This is a genomic window from Lutibacter sp., from assembly GCF_033723435.1.
GTDB lineage: Bacteria > Bacteroidota > Bacteroidia > Flavobacteriales > Flavobacteriaceae > Lutibacter.
Genome location: NZ_JAWVXC010000004.1, coordinates 180,637 through 198,650, shown reverse-complemented (window position 1 = coordinate 198,650; position 18,014 = coordinate 180,637). Strand labels below are relative to the sequence as shown.

The following is an 18,014-nucleotide window of genomic DNA, read 5'->3' as shown; positions in this document are numbered from 1 at the left end:
TAAAAATACAATTTAAATATAAAAATAGAAATGTTTAAATTTATGTATTTTTGCAGCCTAAAATTAATGATTTGGTAAAAATTGGCAATATAGAATTACCTGATTTTCCGCTTTTATTAGCGCCAATGGAAGATGTAAGCGACCCACCTTTTAGAGCTTTATGCAAAGAACAAGGAGCGGATTTGGTGTATACTGAATTTATTTCTTCAGAAGGATTGATACGTAATGCGGCAAAAAGTAGAAAAAAACTAGATATTTATGAAAAAGAACGCCCAGTTGGTATTCAAATTTTTGGAGCAAATCTAGAATCGATGTTAAAAACGGTGGAAATTGTAGAAGAATCTCAGCCGGATATTATCGATATTAATTTTGGTTGTCCAGTTAAAAAAGTGGTAAGCAAAGGTGCAGGTGCAGGTATTTTAAAAGATATTGATTTAATGGTGAAGCTTACAGATGCTATGGTAAAGCACACTAATTTGCCAATTACAGTTAAAACAAGATTGGGTTGGGATTTTGATTCGATACAAATTGTAGAAGTTGCCGAACGTTTACAAGATGTTGGCTGTAAAGCTATTTCTATACATGGAAGAACAAGAGCTCAAATGTACAAAGGAGAAGCAGATTGGAGTTTTATTGCAGATGTTAAAAATAATCCTAGAATGCATATTCCTGTTTTTGGAAATGGAGATGTAAATTCTCCTGAAAGAGCTATGGAAATGAGAGATGTTTTTGGATTAGATGGTGCTATGATTGGTAGAGCTAGCATTGGAAATCCATGGTTTTTTAAACAAGTAAAACATTTTTTTGAAACGGGTAAACATCTACCAGAAATTACTATTGCAGAACGCGTAGAAATGGCGAAGAGGCATTTACAAATGGAAATTGATTGGAAGGAAAATGAAATTGTTGGTGTTATGGAAACTCGTAGACATTATAGCAATTATTTTAGAGGAATTCCACATTTTAAAGAGTATCGTTTAAAAATGGTTACTTCTGATTCAGCACAAGATGTGTTTAATGTATTTGAGGAGGTTTTGCAGAAGTTCGCCTAATTGTATGTTGAAAAATTTATATTTTTTTGAAAAGGTTAATTCATAAAAAAGCAGTTTAAAAATTTTAAACTGCTTTTTTATTATTGGACTTTTAATTTATTTTAAATCGAATCTATCTGCATTCATGACTTTTACCCAAGCATTCACAAAATCCTGTACAAACCGTTCTTTATTGTCATCTTGTGCGTAAAATTCAGAATAAGAACGTAAAACTGAGTTTGAACCAAATACTAAATCAGTTCGTGTAGCAGTAAATTTTACTTGCCCTGTTTTTTTAGAACGAATATTATACAATCCATTTTCTGTAGGCTCCCAACTGTATCCCATATCTGTTAGGTTTACAAAAAAGTCGTTAGACAAAGCTCCAATAGTATCAGTAAATACGCCATGTTTTGTTTGACCATAGTTTGTTCCTAAAACACGCATCCCACCTAATAAAACAGTCATTTCAGGAGCAGTTAGCCCCATTAATTGAGTGCGATCAAGCATTAGTTCTTCTGGACTTACTATATACTCTTTTTTCAACCAGTTTCTATAACCATCAGCTAATGGTTCTAAAGGTTCAAATGATTCTGCATCAGTCATTTCATCAGTTGCGTCACCACGCCCAGGTTCAAAAGGAACTGTAATAGTTATTCCTGCTTTTTTTGCTGCTTGTTCAACACCAATATTTCCAGCCAATACTATAGTGTCTGCAATACTTATCCCAAATTCTTTTGCAATTGGTTCCAAAACTGATAGTACTCTTGATAATTTTTCTGGCTCGTTTCCTTGCCAATCTTTTTGAGGACTTAATCTAATCCTTGCACCATTTGCACCTCCTCGTTTGTCTGACCCCCTAAATGTTCTAGCACTGTCCCATGCTGTTGAAACCATTTCAGAAATACTTAATCCAGAATTTGCAATTTTCTCTTTAACAGCATCAACATCGTATTCTTTATTGCCAGGATTAATTGGGTCTTGCCAAATTAAATCTTCTTGTGGAATATCTGGTCCAAAATAACAAGATTTAGGACCCATATCACGATGTGTTAATTTAAACCAAGCCCTTGCGAAAGCATCGGAAAAAGCATTAAAATCATTCATAAATTTTAATGAAATTTCTTTATAAATTGGATCAACTTTCATTGCCATATCTGCATCAGTCATCATAGGATTATGACGCATAGAAAAGTCTTCAACATCTACTGGTTTATCCTCTTCTTTTATGTTTTTAGGCTCCCATTGCCAAGCTCCTGCAGGACTTTTACGTAATTCCCAATCGTGCTTAAATAACATTTCAAAAAAACCGTTATCCCATTTTGTTGGGTTGGTAGTCCAGGCTCCTTCTAAACCGCTGGAAACCGTATAGCGTCCTTTTCCTGATTTTTGATTGTTGTGCCATCCTAAACCTTGCTCTTCAAGTTCGGCTGCTTCCGGAACAGGACCTAATTTACTGGCATCTCCATTTCCGTGAGTTTTTCCAATGGTATGTCCACCCGCTGTTAAAGCAACTGTTTCTTCATCATTCATTGCCATTCTTTTAAATGTTTCACGAACTTGCTCTGCAGTTTTTAATGGGTCTGGTTTTCCATTTACACCTTCTGGATTCACATAAATTAGCCCCATTTGCACAGCGGCTAAGGGGTTTTCCATAGTAGATGGATTTTCTAAATTTTTATAACGACTATCGCTAGGCGCTAACCATTCTTTTTCTGCTCCCCAATAAATATCTTTTTCAGGGTGCCAAATATCTTCTCGTCCAAAAGCAAATCCAAAGGTTTTTAATCCCATATTTTCATAGGCAATAGTACCGGCTAAAATGATTAAATCAGCCCAACTCACTTTATTTCCGTATTTTTTCTTAATTGGCCAAAGTAAGCGTCTTGCTTTATCTAAATTCACATTGTCTGGCCAAGAATTAAGTGGTGCAAAACGTTGATTTCCCGTTCCACCTCCACCACGTCCATCGGATGTTCTATAAGTACCTGCTGAGTGCCAAGCCATACGAATCATTAATCCGCCATAGTGTCCCCAATCTGCAGGCCACCATTCTTGACTGTCTGTCATTAAGTTATTTACATCTTTTTTTAGTGCTTCAACATCTAATTTTTTTAATTCTTCACGGTAGTTAAAATTGGTTTTTAAAGGATTTGTTTTAGTATCGTGTTGGTGTAAAATATCTAAATTTAGTGCTTTAGGCCACCAATCCATTACAGATTTATCTGATGAAGTGTTTCCCCCGTGCATTACAGGACATTTTCCAGCTTCATTTGTTGCCATTTTTTTTGTAAATTGACTGTGATCAACTGGACATTTGTCTTCCTTTGAATTGCTCATAATTTTTATTTTTTAATTAATATAAATTTATTATAAAACATTATTATTAATAAATAATAATAATAGATATTATTTATATCTAAATAAAATCTTATGTTTGGAGTTTAGTAAATAATAAATTTGAGGTTTAACCCTATGATAGCTATATTAAATTTAATAAAATAATTTTGTTAAAAAAATAAGAAGGTTCAAGTATTATTCTACCAACTTTTTAGATATTCTGCTACTGGCAATAATTGAAGCTATATAGCCTAAAACTAAAATGGTAATTACTACCGTAACTATATTTAAAAAAGTTAATTCAACAGGATAAGCAAGATGTTGAGTGATTTTGAATAAATGATATTTTTTTTGAATAAGCACAAGTATAATTCCTGAACTAACACCAATTAACATTCCAAAGAAAGTCAGTAAGAATCCTTGTAAAATAAAAACCTTTTTTATTTGCTTAATATTTGCCCCTAAATTATATAAGGTTTTTAAATTATCTTTTTTCTCTAAAATCATCATAATTACAGCACCAATAACATTAAATAAAGCTATTATTAAAATTAATGTAAATATTAAATACGAAGTAAGATTCTCTGTATTTAGCATTTTGTAAAAAACGGAATTTAACTGCTCTCGATTTTTAATAGTAAACTTATTTCCTAGTTTGGTTATAAGAGAATTTTGAATTTTATCTAAAGAACTATTTTTATCTAATTTTAGTTCAATTGCAGAAATCTGATTTTCTTTATAATTAAGTAATTGTTGAGCAGCGGTTAACCAAACAAACGTAAATTTTTTATCTACATCATCGGTTAAAGCAAAAATACCTATTGGTTGTGTGTCTATTCTAGAGAAAGCATTATTAGGATTAGTTATGTATCCTTTTCCTGGTTTTGGAACGTATATAGTAAGCGGTTCAATAAAATCAAAAACCCCAACGGATAATGTGTTTGAAATACCATTTCCAATAACAGTTCCGTAAGGAATATTTTTATCTAACCAAGTGCCAATATAAACGGTTGTATCTATGCTATTTACTTTAGTGTAATTTGTATCAACACCTTTAATAAATGCAATATGTGTTTTTTTATTGTATTCAAAAAAGGCACGTTCTTCTATTACTTTGGAATAATTTAAAACACCATTTTCTTGTTCTAAAACAGATTTTATGGTATCGTTTAAAATAAAAGATTTTCCTTTTTTAGCAGTTATTTTTATATCTGGATCAGAAGTGTTTAAAAAACCAACGCTAAATGTTCTAAGTCCAGAAAAACCTGAAAGTACAATAAACAAAGCTAAACTACCAACAATTACTCCAACACCAGCAATTAAGGTAATAATGTTAATAGTATTATTGCTGCTTTTTGAAAATAAGTAGCGCTTTGCTATGTACAAAGAAAAGTTCAAATTACCTTTTTTGGCGTTTAGATAATAAATCAGGATCTTTAATTGGGTTCCCTTTTTCGCCTTTTAAAGCACTATCAATGTCTTCAATATAATCTAAACTATCATCAATATAAAAAGATAAATCAGGCATTCTTCTAAGTTGATTTCTGGTTCTTTTTGCCATTTCATATCTAATTGAAGATGCATTTTCTTTAACTCCTTTTAAAATTATATCTCTTTTTAATTGAGGGAAAACGCTTAAATACACTTTAGCTTGTGATAAATCGGAAGTTACGTGTACTTTAGTTACAGATATTATTACTCCCTTCATTCCGTCATGAGCGGCGCGTTGCAATACATCAGCTAAATCTTTTTGTAAAACGCCTGCTATTTTTTTTTGTCTGTTTGTTTCCATGCTGCAAAAATAACGATTAAATATACATAAAAGTTATTTTTGAACAGGATAAAATAGTTGCCATTTTTTTTCAGTAATTTTGAACTATAAATTTTACAAGGATGAATAAAATTGAACATATTGGTATTGCAGTTAACGATTTAGAAAAATCAAACGGAATTTTTGCAAGTATTTTTGGTGAAAAACAATACAAAATTGAAGAAGTTAAGAGTGAAGGCGTAAAAACCTCCTTTTTTAAAGTTGGCGATAATAAAATAGAATTGTTAGAAGCCACAAATAAAGATAGTCCAATTGCAAAATTTATAGAAAAAAAAGGAGAAGGAGTTCATCATATTGCCTTTGCAGTAGATGATATTTTAGCTGAAGTTCAAAGGATGAAAAAAGAAGGATTTATCGTGTTAAATGAAACTCCAAAAAAAGGAGCAGACAACAAGTTGGTGGTGTTTTTACATCCAAAAACCACAAACGGAGTTTTAATAGAACTTTGTCAAGATGCTGAATAATTTTTTGTAAAAATTTAAGAGCACTAACCTTAAAAAAACAAGAAAAATAGGGGGAATTTATTAATAAATTCCCCCTATTTTTCATTTAACTTTCTTTTTGTTAAACTGGTGTAGTTTCTTCTTTGGCCCTGTTTTCTATAATTTTTTCAATTAGGTCAGGGACCTTTTCAAATACAGAAGCTAGTCCTTTTGTTTTGCCAGCAGATAAAAATGAAATTTCTTTTCCTCTAGTTACTAAAAAACCGATTGGTTCAATTCCTATACCTGCTCCAGCGCCTCCACCTTGTCCTAAAATAGATTTAGCTACTTTTTTATCTGTCTTTTCAGTGTTTTCTGCACCACCAGAACCAAAACCTGTTCCCACTTTAATTACAGGTACACATTTAAATTCTCCTAATTCAAATTGTTTACCAACAACAGTTTCAGTGTTTGCTTCAGACTTAATAAAGTCTGTAATTTCGTTTAATAAATTTTCAAAATGTAATTCCATAATTTTGATTTTTAAAGGTTAAAAAATGATTTAATGATATATATAGGTTTGCATTCAATGTGTAAAACCATTTGATTTCTTCCTTGAAAATTGATACTAAATGTTCCAACATAATTATTTAATAAAGCAAAAAGAGGATATAATTTTGCGTTTGTAATACAATCATTTGTGTCTAAATTAATAAGTAGCTTTTTAACTTTAAACGATTTTAATAACTGTACTGTTTTATTAAAACTCAATTTTTGTTTCTTCTTTTTCTTGTTACCTTTTTTCTTCATTATTATTTTTTCTTTTATACTTTTAAGTGGATAGAAATAATATTTAAAAAAAATAATAGATAGTTTTATTCTGATTAACTCTTCTGAGTGTTTTTCTAAACTTGCCTTAGCTAAACCTTTAATGGTAACATAATATTGATTTGTTGAAGTATCTACAAATAAAAGGACAGGAGTAAATAATAAATAAATTAGTAGAACTAAAACCAGAATAAAAAAACCATATATAAAAGATAATATCATTTTTGATTTAAAGAAAATTAATTGTGGAAATTGTCACAATGATTCTAATCAGAAAAAGGTAATTAATTATCTAATATTCAATGATTTTAATCAGATTCAAGTGGTAAAATATAGATTTTAATATGATATTAATCAAGTTGAAAAAACAGTTCTAAAATTTTAATGGTTGAACAGACTTACAGGTTTAGCAAACTAATTATTTATACTTTTAAAACTTTACATAAATAATTAAAATGAATATTAATGCTAAAATTTAATATGTTATTAGTACTCTATGTTCATTAAAAAATAAGCAAAAACTTACAACTAATTTGTATATTGCAAACTATTTATTTAAGAAATTACTATTTTGAACACATCATTTGAAAAATATCAAAAGAGAAGGCTACGTTCTTCTTACTTTTCTGTTATAATAAGCATTGCTTTGGTTTTGTTTTTAGTTGGTGTTTTAGGTTTAATTTTAATAAAAACAAACAGTATTTCAAAACATTTTAAAGAACAGGTTGTTATGACCATTTTTTTGAAAAATGATGCGAAAAATAGTGATGTAGATATTTTAAAAGCAGAATTAAAAAAAGCAGATTACACAAAATCTATAAAATACATTTCTAAAAAAGAAGCTGCTGAAAAATATAGTAAAGATATTGGAGAAGATTTTATGCAGTTTTTAGGTGAAAACCCATTAAAAAACGCTATTGATATTTCTTTGAAATCTGATTTTGTTACTCCTGAAAAAATGGAAGCAATTGAAAAAAACTTATTAAATAGAAGTTTGGTTTATGAAATTTCCTATGATAAACCGTTAATTGATTTACTTACCAAAAATATAAAACGATTAACTTTTTGGATGCTACTTTTTAGTGCTGTGTTTACTCTAATAGCAGTAGTTTTAATAAATAGTTCTATTAGATTATCGGTATATTCTAAACGATTTACCATTAAAACGATGCAAATGGTTGGAGCAACCAAAAAATTTATTAGAGTACCTTTTATATGGAAAAGTATTCAGTTAGGGTTTTTAGGAGCAATTGTTGCTATTATTGCATTAATTGCACTAGGTTTGTACGTAAACAACTTGGTTCCCGAACTAAATTTACTTTCTGATTATAAATGGTTCGCAATTTTAGCATTATTTATTATTGGATTAGGAATACTAATTAGCTGGATAAGTACGTTTTTTGCTACACAGCGATTTTTAAATTTACAAGTAGACGAATTATATTATTAATATGGCAAAACAAAAAAAAACACCTTCAGGAAATCAATTTTTATTTGGTAAAAAAAACTATATCATAATGTTAATAGGTATAGCAATTATAGGATTGGGTTTTATATTAATGTCTGGTGGAGGTAGTAATGATCCAAACGTATTTAATCCTGAAATTTATGATTTTAGAAGAATTCGTTTAGCGCCAACCTTAATAATTATCGGTTTGGCAGTTGAGGTTTATGCAATTTTAGCAAAGCCTAAAAAATAACTATGAATTATATCGAGGCAATTATACTTGCCATAATTGAAGGTATTACCGAATATTTACCAGTATCTTCTACAGGGCATTTAATTTTAGCATCTTCATTTTTACATATTGCAGGAGATAATTTCACAAAGCTATTTACTATTGTAATTCAGCTAGGAGCAATTTTAGCAGTGTTGGTTTTATATTGGAAACGCTTTTTTCAGAGTGTAGATTTTTATTTTAAGTTATTAGTAGCATTTATTCCAGCAGTAGTTTTAGGATTATTATTTAACCATATAATTGATGAATTATTAGAAAGTCCTTTAATTGTTGCTAGTACACTTATTTTAGGAGGAATTATTTTACTTAAAGTAGATGATTGGTTTAAAGCTAATGAACAAATTGAAGGCGACAAACCATTAGAGCATGTTAAAATAAATTATAAAACAGCTTTTAAAATTGGATTGTATCAATGTTTAGCTATGATTCCAGGAACATCAAGAAGTGGTGCAACAATTGTTGGTGGAATGACTCAAAAATTAAACAGAAAAACAGCAGCTGAATTTTCGTTTTTTTTAGCCGTACCAACTATGTTTGGTGCTACGGCAAAAAAACTATTTGATTATTATAGAGCAGGTTTTACTTTATCCTCAGTACAAATAAATTATTTAATAATAGGCAATGTTGTAGCTTTTATTGTAGCAATGTTTGCTATAAAATCATTTATTGATTATTTAAGTAACAAAGGATTCAAAATATTTGGTTATTATAGAATTTTGTTAGGAATTGTTATTTTAGCAATTCACTTTTTCTTATACGAATTAACACTTATTTAATGTTAACAGGAGAAGATTTTAAAGATGGTCAAGTTTTATTAATAGATAAACCTTTGCATTGGACATCCTTTCAGGTTGTTAATAAAATCCGTTGGCATATTCGTCAAAAATACCATATAAAAAAAATTAAGGTTGGGCATGCAGGAACTTTAGATCCGTTGGCTACAGGTTTGTTAATTTTATGTACAGGAAAGTTTACCAAACAAATAGAAACTTATCAAGCGCAAACAAAAGAATATACTGGCGAAATAACGTTAGGAGCAACTACGCCAAGTTATGATTTAGAAACAGAAATAAATCAAACATTCTCTATTGAACATATTACGGAAGATTTAATTTATAAAACGGCAAAACAGTTTGAAGGTGAAATAAATCAGAAACCACCTATTTTTTCTGCCATAAAAAAAGATGGAAAAAAACTGTACGAATTAGCCAGAGAAGGTAAAACTACCGAAATTAAATTTCGAAAAATTACAATTGAAGCCTTTGAAATAACTAAAATAGATTTGCCAAAAGTAGAATTTAGAGTAGTTTGTAGCAAAGGAACTTATATACGTTCTTTAGCTTTTGATTTTGGAGAAGCCTTAAATTCTGGAGCATATTTGTCAAAACTTCGAAGGACTAAAATCGGAGACTTTAGTGTAGAGAATGCTACAGAACCTTTAACTTTTGTGGAAAATAATTTAAGTTGAGATTACTTAAAAAAGTGTCCCAAATAACTATCCATAATATTAATTTCCCATTGATTAGATAACTCTTCTTTAGTAGAAATCATATTGTTAAAAACGGTTATTTTTGGAGAAATACTTTTGCTTTTTATCATCTTTTTAAAAGCAATTAAATCTTTGTACTGCACAAATTCTCCTTGTTTATAACAAACGTTAATTTTATCTAACAATAAAATATTATACTTTTTTTCAAGACTTTGAATAAAATCACTTAAAGCATCATGAGTTTCTAATGGTAAAGTAATTTCAGAATCATCAATGGTAATAATAATAAATCGATCGTATTTTATTTGATAAGCAGATTTTAATTCTTCTTTATCCAGATTCCATGTTTTTAAAAAACTTTCAATACTTTCTTTTACTTCGTTAATTTCTTGAGAATAAAACTTTCTACTTGCTGGAAAAACCCAAAGTTTACCCCAATCTGGAATTTTATCAAAATCTACAATCATTTATTTTATTTAGGTGGTAAAGGTATTTAATTTATTATGAAGCTTTCAATAAAGTTATAATATCTTTTTGTGTGCTAGTACCTTTATCTTTATTGTACCAAAGTTGTAAATCTTTTTTAAATTCGGCATCAATAACGCCATGTTTTTCTTTATAATCTAACACCATTTTTGTAGCAATAGAAGGACGTGGTCCCCAAGAATTTATAACTTCATTGTTCTCATCCACAATTATTACTTTTGGAATAGATTTACTTCCATTAGTTAAAAACTGATTCATTAATTCTTCGTTTTCATCTCTAAGCACAATTTTTAAATCAATTTTTGGAGTAGAGGTAGCAATTTTATTTAATATAGGAACTATTTGAGCAGCATCTCCACACCAACCTTCAGCAATAACTAAAAAAGTAAAAGGTTTTGATAAGTTATTTATCGAAGTAATAGTTTCATCTGAAAGTTTACTAGTTTTATCTAACCTATCCATTCGTTTATCATTCAAATGCGTATAGCTTAAAAGAGCGTCATTTTCAATTTCCTGTGATGATTTAGAAGAAATGGAGTCTTTTAAATATGTTCTATATTCAGAATATGTGTATCCTTTTTCTAAACTTTTATTTATAAGATTTTTATTCATTTTTAAAATTTTAATGCAAGTTTTTTGACGTTAAATTTAGAGCAAACTTACAATTTCTTTTTCGGAACAAATTTACAATTATTACTTGTTTTATTGAAGTAACAAACATTACACATAATAAAAAAGGATAAAAACATCTTTATTTCTTTAAAACTGACATTTATCATTTTCTAAAAGGCCATCACCCTTTACATTTGCCAAATAAAATAATTAATACTAATTTTATAAATATGAAAAAATCAACTTTAACTATCTTATTTTCAGCTATTTTTATTGTAATGGTTACTAGCTGTGAAACAAAAGAAAAGAAAAAAGTAGCAGTAAAAAAATCAGAAACTAAAGAAATTGTAGAAAAAGGTCAAGCATCCGTAAAAGATAATATTTCCGATGCGAATGCATTGCAAGTTGCAAAATCATTAGAAGATTTCAAAACTTTGGTTACGGCAATTGAAGCAGCTGGAGTGGAAGATGCAGTTGTAAATGCAGGTCCTTTAACAATATTTGCACCTGTAAATAGTGCATTTGATAAATTACCAAAAGGAACTGTTGAAACTTTATTAAAACCTGAAAACAAAGCAAAGCTGGCTTATATTCTAACAAATCATGTAGCTCCGGCTAATTATCCAATTAAACAATTAAAAAAAGAAGCAAAAAAAGGAAGGAAACTTTATATGGCTTCAGGCAAATATTTAGTAGTTGAAAATAAAGAAGATGGTGTATATGTTGGAGGAACAAAAATTTTAAAAACCGTAAAAGTAAGTAATGGATGGATACACGTAATAGGTAATGTATTGGTTCCATCTGAATAAATAATTATAATAATAAAATAAAATGAAATTAAAACTTATTCTAATAGCATTAGTTATTGCAGTTTCAAGCTGTGGAAATAATGATAAAAAAGAAGTTAAAAAGGAATCTCCTAAAAAAGAAGTATCTGAAAAAGTAGAAAATATTGATCCAATGCTAGACAAAGGGGTTGGACCAATTACTAGCGTTACACTTGGAGAAATTGATGAAAGTTTAGCCGCCAAAGGAAAAGAAGTGTTTAAAGCTAAATGTACTGCCTGCCATAAAATTAATAAGCGATATATAGGACCTGCTTTAAAAGGAGTCACTAAAAAACAATCTCCAGAATGGATTATGAATATGATTTTAAATCCAGAAGTAATGATTGCTAAAAATAAAACAGCTAAAGAGTTATTAAGAGAGTTTAGTGCGCCAATGGCAAATCAACATTTAACGAAAGATGAAGCTCGTGCTGTTTTAGAATATTTTAGAACAAAAAATTAAACATAAAACAACAATCAAATTAAATATTTATGAAATCAATTTTTGCATTTTTAACAGTAGCTGTTTTTTTGGTTAGCTGCAATCCGGCACCAACAAGCTCAAAAAGTTCTAAAGGAGCTTTAACGAGTAACGCAGCGGAAAGAGTTTATGTTGCTCCAGGGCAATACGATGAGTATTATGCCTTTATTTCAGGTGGATTTAGTGGACAGTTATCTGTTTACGGATTACCATCTGGAAGATTATTTAGAGTAATTCCTGTTTTTTCACAAGATCCAGAAAAAGGATATGGTTATAATGAAGAAACTAAACCGATGTTAAATACTTCTCATGGTTTTGTGCCTTGGGGAGATTCTCATCATCCTGATATTTCTCAAACTAATGGAGTTTTAGATGGTCGTTGGGTTTTTATCAATGAAAATAATACACCACGAATAGCTCGTATTAGTTTGAAAACTTTTGAAACAGAAGAAATTATTGAAATTCCTAATTCTGCAGGAAATCACAGTTCATCATTTGTAACTGAAAATTCGGAATATGTGGTTGCAGGTACTCGTTTTGGTGTTCCAATTCCTCAACGCGATATTCCAATTAGTGATTATAAAGGAAACTTTAAAGCGTCTTTATCTTTTATAAAAATTGATCCAAAAGATGGAGAAATGAATATAGCATTTCAACTTAGAATGCCAGGTTTTGATTATGATTTATCACATCCAGGTAGAGGGAAATCACATGGTTGGTTCTTTTTCTCTATGTATAATACTGAAGAAGCTCATTCTTTATTGGAAGTAAATGCTTCTCAAAATGATAAAGATTTTATTGCAGCAGTTAACTGGAAAAAAATAGAAGAATATATAAAACAAGGTAAAGGACATACAGAAAAAGTAAAATACGCCCATAATGTTTGGAATGATGATACACATACTGCAACTTCAACTATGGAAGATGAAGTATTAGTGGTTAATCCACAAGACGTTCCTGGTGCAATTTACTTTTTACCAACTCCAAAATCTCCACATGGTTGTGATGTAGATCCAACAGGAGAATATATTATTGGTAATGGTAAATTGGCTGCAGCTATGACTGTTCACTCTTTTACAAAAATGCAAAAAGCAATTGCAGATAAAGCTTTTGATGGTGATGCTTACGGAATTCCAATTTTGAAATTTGAAGCAGTAAATTATGGAACATTAGAACAACCAGGTTTAGGACCTTTACACACTGAATTTGATACAAGGGGGAATGCATATACAACTTTCTTTATTTCTTCGGAAGTAGTAAAATGGAATATAAAAGATTTAAAAGTTGTGGATAGACATCCCGTTTATTACTCTGTTGGTCACTTAATGATTCCAGGAGGAAATTCTAGAAAACCATTTGATAAATATTTAGTAGCAATGAATAAAATTACAAAGGACCGTTATTTACCAACTGGACCTGAAGTATGCCAATCAGCTCAATTATTTGATATTTCTGGAGATAAAATGCAGTTATTATTAGATTTTCCAACTATTGGAGAGCCACATTATGCTGCTGGTATTCCTGCAAAAATGTTAATGGATAAATCTCAAAAAATATATAAATTAGAAGATAATAAGCATCCTGAAGCAGTTAAATCTGAAGCAGACACAAAGGTAATTAGAAAAGGAAATGAAGTACATGTGTATATGAGTATGATTCGTTCTCACTTTTCTCCAGATAATATTGAAGGTGTAAAAGTTGGGGATAAAGTATTTTTCCATATTACTAATTTAGAACAAGATTATGATGTTCCACACGGTTTTGCTATGATTGGAGCTGACAATTCAGAAATGTTAATTATGCCTGGTAGAACAGCAACTTTAGTTTGGGAACCTAAAGAGGTAGGTGTTTGGCCATTTTATTGTACAGATTTTTGTTCTGCATTACATCAAGAAATGCAAGGTTATGTTCGTGTATCTGCTAAAGGAGCTAATACACCAATTAAATTCACCTTGGATGATGAAATTCCAGGAGAAGAAGAATAGTTGAGTATATTTAAATTAAAAACTGGCAGTTTTTTTGATTGATTTACTGTCAGTTTTTTAAAAAATCATCAAATGAGAAAAGATAAATTATTAATGGTTATTGGAAGCATGTTATTGCTTTTATTATTTGTATTTCCATTATGGAAAATAACACTTTTAGCTCCGCAATATCCTGAACCATTAGGGTTAAATATTCACATTACACATTTGTCGGATGGTAATCAATTTAATGATGTAAAAAACATTGATTTATTAAATCATTACATTGGAATGGCTCATTTACCTTATAAAGCAAATGTTGAAAAAGGAGTTGTAGAACCTTTTAAAGAGTTTGTTATTATTCCAATAGTTGTAATTGTACTTGTAATTCTTGGAGTTATTTTCGGATTTATAGGAAATAGAAAGTTATATGCCACATGGCTTGGCTTATTAACTGTTTCAGGAATTGTTGGAATGTACGATTTTTATAATTGGCTATATATTTATGGGCATGACTTAAATCCGAATGCTATATTAAAAATTACAGATAAAGCTACTGGCGAAATGATGGCTTATCAACCACCTATTTTTGGATTTAAACAAATGTTGAATTTTCAAGTGTATTCGTATCCATCAACTGCTGTGTATTTTATTGGACTATCATTTGTGTTTGTGGTATTTGCATTTATAATAAGCTCAAAAAATAAATTAAAGAACTAAACAATCAATTAATTACATTTTGTAATTTTAAGAAAAAATCAAAAATAGTACTTATGTCAACGGTTAAATTTATATTTATAGGAATCCTTTTTACCCTTATTTCTTGTAAAGTGGAACCACAAAAAATTAATTATGGACAAGATCATTGTGCATTTTGTGAAATGACAGTGGTAGATAAAACTCATGCTTCAGAGTATGTTACTAAAAAAGGGAAGAGTTATATATTTGATTCTATAGAGTGTATGGTTCAGAAAATTAATGAAGAAAATAATGAAGGGGAATTAGCCTATATTTTGGTTGCTAATTATCAAAAACCTGGAGAATTAATTAATGCACAAAATTCTACATATTTAATTACCAAAAAAATTAAAAGCCCAATGGGCGCTTATTTGTCTGCGTTTAGCTCTTTTGAAAATGCTGAAAAAGTTAAAAATGAACTAGACGGAAAAATCTATAATTGGCAACAATTAAAAGAAAAATTTAAAGACTAAATAGCATGAAATATTTAGTTTTAATCTTTGTTTTAGTTTGTTTTGAAATTAAAGCAAATACAATTACTGTTTGTAAATCTTGTAAAATTCAAACCATTAAGGAAGCTGTTTCACTTTCAAAAGATGGAGATTCTATTCTTGTAAAAAAAGGAATCTATAAAGAGCAAAACATTTCTATCCTTAAATCTATTTATTTAATAGGAGAAAACAACCCTGTAATTGATGGAGAATTTAAAGGAACAATTATTAAAGTAACTGCAAATAACTTTACTATTGAAGGATTAACTTTAATGAATGTTGGCCAAAGTTATACTAAAGATTTTGCCGCAATTTTAGTTTCTAGAAGTAAGCAGTTTGTATTAAAAAATATTACATTAAAAAAAGTTTTTTTTGGATTTCTTATTGAAAAATCACACTACGGAACTATTTTAAATAATACCATTACAAGTAATGCGGATAACGAAGCCAATTCGGGAAATGGAATTCATATGTGGCATTGTTCACATATGAAAATTCAAAACAATAAAATTTCGGGTTTAAGAGATGGTATTTATTTTGAATTTGTAAAAAACAGTACTATTTCTAATAATATTAGTCAAAATAATATTCGTTATGGATTACATTTCATGTTTTCTAATAACAATGTATATTTTAAAAATGAGTTTAAAAACAATGGAGCAGGAGTAGCAGTTATGTTTTCTAAATTCATTATTATGCATGATAATGTATTTCATTATAATTGGGGAATGGCCTCTTACGGATTACTTCTAAAAGAAATATACGATGCTCAAATTGAAAACAACACTTTTGAACAAAATACTATTGGTATTAATGTAGAAAACTGTTCAAGAATTGATTATAATAAGAATAAATTTATTAGAAACGGATGGGCTCTAAAATTTAGTGGCGGATGCTATAAAAATATCTTTAAACGAAATGATTTTATATATAATGCATTTGATTTGTCTTATAACAGTCAATTAAATAGCAATCGATTTGAAAATAATTATTGGAGTGATTATACTGGGTACGATTTAAACAAAGATGGTATTGGCGATGTGCCTTACAGACCAGTAAAACTCTTTTCTTATATTGTAAATCAAACGCCAGAAGCCTTAGTTTTATTAAGAAGTTTGTTTGTAGATATTATTAATTTTTCCGAAAAAGTATCGCCAGTTTTTACACCAGATAATTTAGTAGACAAAAACCCTTTAATGAAAATAGCACATGATTGAGTTTAAAAATATTCATAAAAAGTTTGGAAAATTAATTGTTTTAGATGGTCTTAATCTTTCCATTAAAAAAGGGGGAGTATTTGCAGTTTTAGGTCCAAATGGTTCAGGCAAAACAACGCTAATAAAATCTTTATTAGGTATGGTAATTCCAAATAAAGGAGATATTTTGTTAAATGGAAAAACAGTTCTTAAAAAATGGGAATATAGAAATCATTTAAACTATTTACCTCAAATAGCTAATTTTCCTCCAAATCTATCCGTGATTGAACTGATAAAAATGGTGAAAAATTTAAGGCCAAAAAATTCTAAGGAAAATGAATTAATAGAATTATTTGGGCTACAGAGCTTTTTGCAAAAAAAATTGGGAACTCTTTCAGGGGGAACAAAACAAAAAGTAAATTTAGTACTAACCTTTATGTTTGATAGCGAACTAATAATTTTAGATGAGCCAACCACAGGTTTAGATCCTATTGCTTTAATTCATTTAAAAGAATTAATCACTAAAGAAAAAGAAAATGGTAAAACTATTTTAATAACTACGCATATTATGAGTTTTGTAGATGAAATTGCCGATGAAATAGTGTTTTTATTAGATGGTAAAATTTATTTTAAAGGAAGTATTGATGCTTTAAAAAAGCAAACTGAAAATGATAATTTAGAACATGCCATTGCTAATTTAATTTCAAAACAATATGCTTAAAATATTAAAATATAGTTTTTTCGATTTAATGCGAAGCCGTTGGAGTTATGTATATTTTGTTTTTTACTTGGCTTTAGGTTTTGTGTTATTATTTTTAAATAATAATTTAAATAAAGCAGTAATAACTTTAATGAATATTATTATTGTTTTAACACCGTTAATTGGAACAATATTTGGCGTAATGTATTATTATAACTCTAAAGAATTTACAGAGTTATTATTAGCACAGCCAATTAAAAGAAATACCATATTTATGGGGCAATATATTGGTATTGCACTTTCATTAACACTAAGTTTGGTTTTAGGCTTAGGAATTCCCTTTGTATTGTACGGCTTATTTAAATCTACCGCTATTTTTGATTTTAGTTTGTTATTGTTAGTTGGTACTTTCTTAAACTTTATTTTTGTGGCGTTGTCTTACAACATAGCACTTTCAACAGATAATAAAATTAAAGGCTTTGGATATGCTATACTTATGTGGTTGTTTTTAGCCGTTATTTATGATGGAATATTTTTAATATCGTTATTAATATTTAATGATTATCCACTAGATAAATTCTCTTTAATTGCTACTATGTTTAATCCTATTGATTTATCTAGAATTTTAATTTTATTAAAATTAGATATTTCTGCACTTTTAGGTTATACAGGTGCAGTTTTTAGAAATTTCTTTGGAACAAATTTCGGAATGATAATATCAATGATTATTTTATCTTTTTGGGTTTTACTTCCTGTTTTTAGGATGAGTAGAAAACTTCGCAAAAAAGATTTTTAAAAATTTTAACTTTCAAATAAAATTTAGAAAGTTACTTTTGTTC

General features: G+C 29.0%; 21 protein-coding genes. 14 read left to right on the top strand and 7 right to left on the bottom strand.

Features of this window, described 5'->3' with window-relative positions:
• Positions 1-71 precede the first annotated feature (71 nt).
• Complete coding sequence (dusB, locus tag R3342_RS08190) at positions 72-1,052, top strand: tRNA dihydrouridine synthase DusB (protein WP_318939622.1); 981 nt, start codon at positions 72-74, stop codon at positions 1,050-1,052.
• A 96-nt stretch (positions 1,053-1,148) separates the two neighbouring features.
• Here the strand turns inward: dusB and katG are convergent, their stop codons facing one another.
• The 3 genes from katG to rbfA all read right to left on the bottom strand — a co-directional run bounded on the left by katG (position 1,149) and on the right by rbfA (position 5,163).
• On the bottom strand, positions 1,149-3,371 hold the full coding sequence (gene katG / locus R3342_RS08185; protein ID WP_413468704.1) for a catalase/peroxidase HPI: 2,223 nt from the start codon (positions 3,369-3,371) through the stop codon (positions 1,149-1,151).
• 195 nt (positions 3,372-3,566) lie between these two features.
• Positions 3,567-4,769, bottom strand: coding sequence for an ABC transporter permease (locus R3342_RS08180; protein WP_318939538.1), 1,203 nt, complete (start codon positions 4,767-4,769; stop codon positions 3,567-3,569).
• A 1-nt stretch (position 4,770) separates the two neighbouring features.
• Positions 4,771-5,163: a 30S ribosome-binding factor RbfA gene (gene rbfA / locus R3342_RS08175; protein ID WP_318939537.1), complete on the bottom strand. Its 393-nt coding sequence runs from the start codon at positions 5,161-5,163 to the stop codon at positions 4,771-4,773.
• A 101-nt stretch (positions 5,164-5,264) separates the two neighbouring features.
• Here rbfA and mce point away from each other — a divergent pair, with 101 nt between their 5' ends.
• Complete coding sequence (gene mce, locus R3342_RS08170; protein WP_318939536.1) at positions 5,265-5,666, top strand: methylmalonyl-CoA epimerase; 402 nt, start codon at positions 5,265-5,267, stop codon at positions 5,664-5,666.
• 100 nt (positions 5,667-5,766) lie between these two features.
• Here mce and R3342_RS08165 read toward each other — a convergent pair whose 3' ends face one another.
• Together R3342_RS08165 and R3342_RS08160 are read right to left on the bottom strand one after the other, a co-directional pair.
• Complete coding sequence (locus tag R3342_RS08165; RefSeq protein ID WP_318939535.1) at positions 5,767-6,156, bottom strand: GerW family sporulation protein; 390 nt, start codon at positions 6,154-6,156, stop codon at positions 5,767-5,769.
• Positions 6,157-6,167: 11 nt separating this feature from the next.
• Positions 6,168-6,674: a hypothetical protein gene (locus R3342_RS08160; RefSeq protein ID WP_318939534.1), complete on the bottom strand. Its 507-nt coding sequence runs from the start codon at positions 6,672-6,674 to the stop codon at positions 6,168-6,170.
• A gap of 349 nt (positions 6,675-7,023) precedes the next feature.
• Between R3342_RS08160 and R3342_RS08155 the strand changes: the two genes are divergently transcribed.
• Genes R3342_RS08155 through truB form a run of 4 tightly spaced genes read left to right on the top strand, consistent with a single transcriptional unit; the run spans position 7,024 to position 9,659 of the window.
• Positions 7,024-7,902, top strand: a complete 879-nt coding sequence (locus tag R3342_RS08155; protein WP_318939533.1) for a cell division protein FtsX — start codon at positions 7,024-7,026, stop codon at positions 7,900-7,902.
• A 1-nt stretch (position 7,903) separates the two neighbouring features.
• Positions 7,904-8,152 carry a DUF3098 domain-containing protein gene (locus tag R3342_RS08150; protein WP_318939532.1) on the top strand — a complete coding sequence of 83 codons (249 nt, stop codon included), beginning with the start codon at positions 7,904-7,906 and terminating at the stop codon, positions 8,150-8,152.
• A 2-nt stretch (positions 8,153-8,154) separates the two neighbouring features.
• Positions 8,155-8,967, top strand: coding sequence for an undecaprenyl-diphosphate phosphatase (locus tag R3342_RS08145; RefSeq protein ID WP_318939531.1), 813 nt, complete (start codon positions 8,155-8,157; stop codon positions 8,965-8,967).
• Positions 8,967-9,659 (top strand): tRNA pseudouridine(55) synthase TruB, encoded by a 693-nt coding sequence (gene truB, locus R3342_RS08140; protein ID WP_318939530.1) that lies wholly within the window; start codon positions 8,967-8,969, stop codon positions 9,657-9,659. Before R3342_RS08145 ends, truB begins: the two co-directional genes overlap by 1 nt.
• Positions 9,660-9,661: 2 nt before the next feature.
• Here the strand turns inward: truB and R3342_RS08135 are convergent, their stop codons facing one another.
• Together R3342_RS08135 and R3342_RS08130 are read right to left on the bottom strand one after the other, a co-directional pair.
• Entirely contained in the window at positions 9,662-10,147 is a 486-nt protein-coding gene (locus tag R3342_RS08135) for an ABC transporter ATPase (protein ID WP_318939529.1), read from the bottom strand.
• Positions 10,148-10,181: 34 nt separating this feature from the next.
• Positions 10,182-10,778, bottom strand: coding sequence for a thioredoxin family protein (locus R3342_RS08130; protein ID WP_318939528.1), 597 nt, complete (start codon positions 10,776-10,778; stop codon positions 10,182-10,184).
• Positions 10,779-11,008: 230 nt separating this feature from the next.
• Between R3342_RS08130 and R3342_RS08125 the strand changes: the two genes are divergently transcribed.
• From R3342_RS08125 to R3342_RS08090, 8 genes are all read left to right on the top strand, one after another.
• The gene (locus R3342_RS08125) at positions 11,009-11,587 is read left to right on the top strand and encodes a fasciclin domain-containing protein (protein WP_318939527.1); all 579 of its coding nucleotides are present in this window, start codon (positions 11,009-11,011) and stop codon (positions 11,585-11,587) included.
• A 22-nt stretch (positions 11,588-11,609) separates the two neighbouring features.
• Positions 11,610-12,068, top strand: a complete 459-nt coding sequence (locus tag R3342_RS08120) for a cytochrome c (protein WP_318939526.1) — start codon at positions 11,610-11,612, stop codon at positions 12,066-12,068.
• Between the two features lie 29 nt (positions 12,069-12,097).
• Positions 12,098-14,071 (top strand): Sec-dependent nitrous-oxide reductase, encoded by a 1,974-nt coding sequence (gene nosZ, locus R3342_RS08115; protein ID WP_318939525.1) that lies wholly within the window; start codon positions 12,098-12,100, stop codon positions 14,069-14,071.
• A 72-nt stretch (positions 14,072-14,143) separates the two neighbouring features.
• Complete coding sequence (locus R3342_RS08110) at positions 14,144-14,770, top strand: hypothetical protein (protein WP_318939524.1); 627 nt, start codon at positions 14,144-14,146, stop codon at positions 14,768-14,770.
• 53 nt (positions 14,771-14,823) lie between these two features.
• Positions 14,824-15,261, top strand: a complete 438-nt coding sequence (locus R3342_RS08105) for a nitrous oxide reductase accessory protein NosL (protein ID WP_318939523.1) — start codon at positions 14,824-14,826, stop codon at positions 15,259-15,261.
• 5 nt (positions 15,262-15,266) lie between these two features.
• Positions 15,267-16,496, top strand: coding sequence for a nitrous oxide reductase family maturation protein NosD (locus R3342_RS08100; protein WP_318939522.1), 1,230 nt, complete (start codon positions 15,267-15,269; stop codon positions 16,494-16,496).
• The gene (locus R3342_RS08095; protein ID WP_318939521.1) at positions 16,489-17,196 is read left to right on the top strand and encodes an ABC transporter ATP-binding protein; all 708 of its coding nucleotides are present in this window, start codon (positions 16,489-16,491) and stop codon (positions 17,194-17,196) included. Before R3342_RS08100 ends, R3342_RS08095 begins: the two co-directional genes overlap by 8 nt.
• On the top strand, positions 17,189-17,971 hold the full coding sequence (locus R3342_RS08090) for an ABC transporter permease (RefSeq protein ID WP_318939520.1): 783 nt from the start codon (positions 17,189-17,191) through the stop codon (positions 17,969-17,971). The genes R3342_RS08095 and R3342_RS08090 overlap by 8 nt, the downstream gene beginning before the upstream one ends.
• Positions 17,972-18,014: the final 43 nt, after the last annotated feature.